Origin of the sequence: Paraburkholderia piptadeniae (genome assembly GCF_900007165.1) — a bacterium.
Classification (GTDB): Bacteria; Pseudomonadota; Gammaproteobacteria; order Burkholderiales; family Burkholderiaceae; genus Paraburkholderia; species Paraburkholderia piptadeniae.
Genome location: NZ_CYGY02000031.1, coordinates 110,503 through 117,659, shown reverse-complemented (window position 1 = coordinate 117,659; position 7,157 = coordinate 110,503). Strand labels below are relative to the sequence as shown.

General features: G+C 61.4%; 4 protein-coding genes. 2 read left to right on the top strand and 2 right to left on the bottom strand.

The features are described from left to right. Positions 1-404: 404 nt before the first annotated feature. Positions 405-1,598, bottom strand: a complete 1,194-nt coding sequence (locus BN2476_RS16520; protein ID WP_087735247.1) for a M20 aminoacylase family protein — start codon at positions 1,596-1,598, stop codon at positions 405-407. A 170-nt stretch (positions 1,599-1,768) separates the two neighbouring features. Between BN2476_RS16520 and BN2476_RS16515 the strand changes: the two genes are divergently transcribed. Together BN2476_RS16515 and BN2476_RS16510 are read left to right on the top strand one after the other, a co-directional pair. Then, positions 1,769-3,847: a molybdopterin-containing oxidoreductase family protein gene (locus BN2476_RS16515; protein ID WP_087735246.1), complete on the top strand. Its 2,079-nt coding sequence runs from the start codon at positions 1,769-1,771 to the stop codon at positions 3,845-3,847. A gap of 166 nt (positions 3,848-4,013) precedes the next feature. Next, the gene (locus BN2476_RS16510; RefSeq protein WP_087735245.1) at positions 4,014-5,687 is read left to right on the top strand and encodes a long-chain fatty acid--CoA ligase; all 1,674 of its coding nucleotides are present in this window, start codon (positions 4,014-4,016) and stop codon (positions 5,685-5,687) included. A gap of 234 nt (positions 5,688-5,921) precedes the next feature. Here BN2476_RS16510 and BN2476_RS16505 read toward each other — a convergent pair whose 3' ends face one another. Further along, positions 5,922-7,082, bottom strand: a complete 1,161-nt coding sequence (locus BN2476_RS16505; protein ID WP_087735244.1) for a porin — start codon at positions 7,080-7,082, stop codon at positions 5,922-5,924. Positions 7,083-7,157: the final 75 nt, after the last annotated feature.

The window sequence follows — 7,157 nt, the reverse complement described above, 5'->3', positions numbered from 1 at the left end:
AGCAGCGCTGCCGGTACAACCCGACGACGGACCTGAGCAGGCAGAAAACCGGCCGTTGTCGGCAGATAGCGCTTTCTTGTTGATCCCACCCCCATCGAGTAGCCCAGCCGTAAGTCGTGAGACTTGGAGGCCTAGGCTGATACACCTGACCCCTACCCCGGCGAGCACACCATTCGTAAGCTAGCTAACTCGCCGCTTTTCGGCTGATGCAATTGCCGGAATTGGTTGGGCGCCGGTTGTCACAACGCACTCTGGACCAACGTAGTCCGCTCGAAACGAGTTTGTGGGTACTCAGGCATTCGTCCGCAACGGTCAGTCAAGACTCACGATTTCTCACCGCGCGGCATAACAATAAAGGCACGCACCCCATCGGCTGATGAGCGTCACCGGCGCGCCCAACCTCCTCACTCCGCAGCCAAAAATCTCTGCGCCAACCGAACCCAGTAAGTAGACCCGATCGGCAGCAAATCGTCGTTGAAGTCGTAACTCGCGTTATGCAGCATACAAGGCCCGGCGCCGTGTCCGGCTTCGCGATGCCCACCGTCGCCGTTGCCGAGGAATGCGTAGCATCCGGGCTTTGCCAGCAACATGAACGAGAAATCCTCGGCGCCCATCGTCGGCTCGACGGCATCGTCGACGTGTTCGTCGCCGACCATCTCCTTCATCACCGACGCCGCGAACCGTGCTTCCTCGCTGCTGTTGATCGTGGGTGGATAGTTGCGGTGAAACGTGATTTCGACTGAGCAGTCGTAAGCTTCCGCCGTGCTTTGGACGATCTTGCGCATCCGGGCTTCGATCAGATCGAGCGTCTCGGTGGTGAAGGTCCGCACCGTACCCGCGAGCCACGCCTCATCCGGCACGACGTTCACCGCATCGCCCGCATGGATCTGGGTAATCGAGAGCACCGCCGTATCAAGCGGCTTCTTGTTGCGCGTGATGATGCTTTGCAGGCCATTGGCGATCTGCACCGCAGTGAACACAGGATCGCGGCCATTGTGCGGTAGCGCCGCGTGCGAGCCCACGCCCTTGATTTCAATGCGAAATTCATTGCTGGAAGCCATGATCGGCCCTTCCGTCACACCGAAATTGCCCGCCGGCATCCCAGGCCAGTTGTGGATGCCGAACACGGCATCGACGGGGAAGCGCGTGAACAGCCCATCTTCTATCATGGCCTTCGCGCCGGCGCCGCCTTCCTCGGCCGGCTGAAAAATGAACACGACCGTGCCGTCGAAATCGCCTTCCTTCGCCAGATGCTGCGCCGCACCGAGCAGCATCGCCGTGTGTCCGTCATGTCCACACGCGTGCATCTTTCCTTCGTTTTTCGAGCGATGATCGAACGTGTTCAGTTCGTGGATCGGCAGCGCATCCATATCGGCGCGCAGACCGATCGACTTGGTTCCCGTGCCACGCTTCAACACGCCAACGACGCCGGTTTTCCCGATGCCTTCATGTACCTCGATTCCCCATCCAGCCAGCGTCTTTGCGACCAATGACGCCGTTTGCGCCTCCTCGTATCGCAATTCTGGATTGGCGTGAATCGTTCGTCGGAGAGTCTGAATTTCGCCGCGTGCGGCTTGTATTTCAGGGATCAGTTTCATGATGGATTGAGAAAGTGGCAGTGAGCAGTGTGATCCGGACAGTCGATTCCGGAGAGAGTGATAATTAATTCTACGCCGATCGCTATTTTTGACGGTCGCGTGTCAGATCGGATGAGGGGAACGTAATAGAATCAGGGCCTTCACTCGCGCAATCCCCGCTCGATATAAATATGAACGCTCCCGCTGAATTCGCTCGCGCCGTCTGCCCGCACGATTGTCCCGATACCTGCGCAATGCGCGTGACCGTGGAGAATGGCCGCGCCGTCAAGATCGTCGGCGATCCGGATCACCCACCGACGCAGGGCGTCCTGTGCACGAAAGTGAGCCGTTACGCGGATCGCGTACATCATCCGCGCCGGCTGACGACGCCGATGCGCCGCGTTGGCCGGAAAGGCGAAGGGCGGTTCGAGCCGATCAGTTGGGACGAGGCGCTGCAACTCGCGGCCGAGCGGCTAACGGAGATTGTGCGCCGCGCGCCCGAGGCGATTCTGCCGTACAGCTACGCCGGCACGATGGGTTTCGTGCAGGGCGACAGCATTGCGCAGCGCTTCTTCCATAAGCTCGGTGCGTCGCAGCTGGACCGCACGATCTGTGCAGCGGCGGGCGCGGCGGGCCTGAAATATACGTACGGCGCGAGCCTTGGCATGCTCACCGAGTTTTTCGACGAGAGCGAGGTGATCCTGATCTGGGGTGCGAACCCGATCGCGTCGAATCTGCATTTCTGGACGCGCGCGCAAGAGGCCAAGCGCCGTGGAGCGCGTCTGATCGCCATCGATCCATACCGCTCGCTTACTGCCGAGAAATGTCACCAGCACATTGCACTGAGGCCCGGCACGGACGGCGCGCTGGCGCTCGCCATGATGCATGTGCTGATCACGGAAGACATGCTCGATCACGCCTACATCGCCGACCATACGCTCGGCTTCGAGCAACTGAAGGCGCGCGCGCTCGACCATCCGCCTTCGCGCGCGGCTGAAATCTGCGGAATCGACAAGCAGACGATCATCGATCTCGCGCGTTTCTACGGCAGCACGAAAAAGGCGGCGATCCGCATGAACTACGGCATGCAGCGCGTGCGCGGCGGCGGCAACGCGGTGCGGGCGATCGCATGTCTTCCGTCGCTGACGGGCGCGTGGCGCGAGCGTTCGGGCGGTGTGCTGTTGTCGTCGTCGGGCTGGGCGCCTGTCGATTCGCATGCATTGGCGCGGCCCGATCTGATGCCGGGCTGGCCGTCGAATCAACCGCGCGTCGTGAACATGAACGAGATCGGCAACGCCCTGTGCAATCCGGGCGACGCCGAGTTTGGTCCGAAGATCGAAGCGATTGTCGTGTACAACTCGAACCCCGTCGCCGTTGCGCCGGATTCGGAGCGCGTTGCAGCGGGTTTCGCGCGCGAGGATCTGTTTACGATCGTCCTCGAGCACTTCCAGACCGACACCGCCGACTACGCCGATTTGCTGCTGCCCGCGACGACGCAGCTCGAACATCTCGACATTCACAAGTCGTACGGGCACACGCACGTGATGGTTAACCCGCCCGCGATTCCGCCCGTCGGCGATGCGCGCCCGAATACGGAGATTTTCCGCAGCATCGCGCGCGCGATGGGGCTTCAGGAACCGGCGTTGTACGAGAGCGATGAGACGGTCGCGTCGTCGGCGTACCGCTGGGACGATCCGATGCTCGAAGGCGTCACCTGGGAAACGTTGAAGCGCGACGGCTGGGCGAAGCTGAACGTTCCCGACGCGCCGTTCGCAAACGGCGGCTTCCGCACGCCGTCGGGCAAATGCGAGTTCTACAGCGAGCGGCTCGCGCAAGCTGGCCTCGAGCCCGTGCCCGATTACCTGCCGCCCTACGAGTCGGCGGACGGCTCGCCCGAACTCGCCGCGCGCTACCCGCTCGCGATGATTTCCCCGCCGGCGCGCAATTTCCTGAATAGCACGTTCGTGAACGTAGAAAGCCTGCGCGCGACGGAAGGCGAACCGCATCTCGATATCCATCCTGTCGACGCCGCCGAACGCGGCATCCACGACGGCGATCAGGTCCGTATCTTCAACGATCGCGGCTCGATGCAGGCGCGCGCGCGTGTCACCGACAAGGCGCGCGCGGGGCTCGTCGTTGGCCTGTCAATCTGGTGGAAGAAGCTCGCTCCGGACGGTCGCAACGCAAACCAGGTCACGAGCCAGGCGCTGACCGATCTTGGCGGCTCGGCGACGTTCTACGACTGCCTTGTCGAAGTCGAGCGAGTCTAAGCCACTCTGAACGCGCAGCGGAGGTTTCCGCTGCGCCGCCACGTCCCCGGTTGGCGCTTTCGAGTGCATCGTCTAACTGGGGGCTAACCCCGAATAGCCACGCGTGAGCGCATGCTACGATGCGATTTTTAGCACGACCATTCGAAAATCACGGAGGAGACGCCGTATGGAAAAAGTCTGGCTGAAATCGTATCCGCCCGGCGTGCCCAAAGAGATCGATGCGATCCAGTACGAGTCGATCACCGCGATGCTGGAAGAGAGCTTCCGTGCAAACCGCGCGAAGCCTGCGTTCGCGTGCATGGGCAAGCAGATCACGTACGGCGAGCTCGACAGCCTCTCCATTCGGCTTGCCGCGTGGTTTCAGTCAAAGGGCATCGCGCGCGGCGCGCGCATCGCGATCATGATGCCCAACGTCCTGCAATATCCCGTCGCCATCGCTGCGATCCTGCGCGCGGGCTATGTCGTCGTGAACGTGAATCCGCTCTACACGCCGCGCGAGCTGGAACATCAGCTGAAGGACAGCGGCGCGGAAGCGATCATCCTGCTCGAAAATTTCGCGGTCACGTTGCAGGCGATCGTGCGCAATACGTCGGTCAGGCACATCGTCGTGGCGTCGATGGGCGATCTGATGGGCGCGAAAGGCATGCTCGTCAATTACGTGGTGCGCCGCGTGAAGAAGATGGTGCCCGCCTGGAATCTTCCTGGACACGTACGTTTCAACGACGCCATTTCCGAAGGCGCTCGCGGCCCGTTCACGCCCGTCAAGCAAGGCCCGGACGACGTCGCATTTCTTCAATATACGGGCGGCACGACGGGCGTCGCGAAGGGCGCGACGCTTCTGCATCGCAATCTCGTCGCGAACGTGTTGCAGTCGCACGTGTGGCTCGAACCCGCGCGCTCGAAGCGCCCCGACATCGACCAGTTCGTGACTGTCGTCGCGCTGCCGCTCTATCACGTGTTTGCGCTGACCGTGTGCGGCCTGCTGACGATTCGCACAGGCGGTCTCGGCGTCCTCATTCCGAATCCGCGCGACATCGCGGGGATGATCAAGTCGCTGCAAGGCTACAAGATCACGACGATCCCAGCCGTCAACACGCTATACAACGCGATGCTCAATCATCCGGACTTTTCGAAGCTGGATTTCTCGAATCTGCTTGTCGCGAACGGTGGCGGAATGGCCGTGCAGGAAGCCGTCGCGAAACGCTGGTTCGAGCGCACGAGCGCGCCGATCATCGAGGGCTATGGCCTGTCGGAAACGTCGCCGTGCGTGACGTGCAATCCCGCGATCGTCACCGAGTACAGCGGCACGATCGGTCTGCCGCTGCCGTCGACGGAAGTGTCGATCCGCGACGACGACGGCAACGAACTGTCGGTCGGCCAGGCGGGCGAGTTGTGTATTCGCGGTCCGCAGGTGATGGCGGGCTACTGGAACCGTCCGGACGAAACGGCAAAGGTGATGACGGCCGACAGCTTCTTCCGCTCGGGCGACATCGCGACCATGAACGAAGACGGCTTCGTGAAAATCGTCGACCGGAAGAAGGACATGATTCTCGTGTCGGGCTTCAACGTCTATCCGAACGAAATCGAGGATGTGGTCGCGAAGCATCCGGGCGTTTTCGAAGTGGCGGCTGTCGGTGTGCCGGACCAGCATTCGGGCGAAGCGGTGAAGCTCTTCATCGTGAAGAAGGACGAGGCGATCACCGACGCCGACATCTTCGCGTTCTGCAAAGACCAATTGACGGGCTACAAACGGCCGCGCATCGTCGAGTTCCGCAAGGAACTGCCGAAGAGCAATGTCGGCAAGATCTTGCGCCGCGAATTGCGCGACGGTCGGGCTTGAGCGCGCGCGGCGCGTGAAGAACCGGAAGGGGCGTAGGCAGGCTACCGAAAACAGCTGGGCGCCGTAGTGAAAGCACGGCCCAATGGACGCTACGTCATTGGGCCGTTTCCATTTGTGCAGCGGCAAACGCGCCATCGCCGCGACGGTAGCGCACGCGACGAACAAAACAAACGCCGCGCAAATAAAAAAGGGCGCCCGAAGGCGCCCTCGAGGGTACTACGCATTCACAACTTATTAGAACTTGTGGCGGATACCAACGCGAGCCGTGAACTGGTTCTGGTTCGACGAAGCCGTCAGGCCGTTGATTGCTGCAACTGCCTTTCCGCCCGTCGAATCGTTGCCCGTAGCGTGCTGGTATACACCGATCAGGTAGACGTCCGTACGCTTCGACAGGAAGTAGTCGACGCCAGCCGAACCTTGGTGGTACTTCGCCGCGTCCTTGCCGTTCAGGCTGCTGCCGTGCGTGTAGTCATACGCGGCGCCAACCAGCAGAGCAGGCGTGAGCTGATACTTGAAGTTGAGTTCCGCGTTGTTGAACAACGCCGTCTGACCCGTGAGGCCCGGTGCTGCGAACGACGAGCCGAGGTCGTAGAACCGGGTGTATGAGTAGGTTGCACCGAGCGTCGCTGCGCCGAACGTATATGCACCGCCCGCGCCGATCACCTGATAGGTGTGAGCCGAACCGTAGCCGCTGTAGACAGGCGACGAGACGTTCGAAATCGCCGGGTTGACCGTGCCCGACGTGCTGTTGCCGAAGAACGAAACGTTCGGGTTACGAACGTTCAAATAACCAACGCCCAAGACCAGCGGACCGTTGTTGTAGCCAGCGCCCAGCGACCAGACCTGGTTACGCGAGTAGTCGCCCGCAACGCCGCCCAGGCTGTACAAACCGCCGAACGTCAGGCCGGCGTAATTTGCGCTCGTGAACTTGACCGCGTTGTTGGTACGGTACGCGTTGTTGAAGTTGTCCAGGTCGCCCGGGTGAGCAGCGATGTAGCCGCCCCACTGGTCGCCCGCTTCCAGCGGACCGACGTAGTCGACGACGGAGTCGTACTGGCGACCCAGCGTGACCGTGCCGAACTGGCTGCCCAAGCCGACGTAAGCCTGACGGCCGAACAGCAGGCCGCCTTGACCCGACTTGCCGTTGTTGACGTCGAAGCCGCTTTCGAGCACGAAGATCGCCTTCAGGCCACCGCCGAGGTCTTCCGTGCCGCGCATGCCCCAACGGCTGCCTTGCAGAACGCCGCTCGACAGGTTGTACAGGTGCTTGCCGCCCGAGTTGGTATTGATGTTAAAACCTTCGTCAATAATGCCGTACAGCGTCACGCTGCTTTGCGCGTGAGCGACGCCAGCAAACGCGCCCAAAGCTGCAAGAGCGAGAAGCGACTTTTTCATCGAAAGATCTCCAAGGATTTGCGAATTATTTTCAAACAAGGCAAGTATTTATCTGCGTTGCGGCCTTGCGTAACT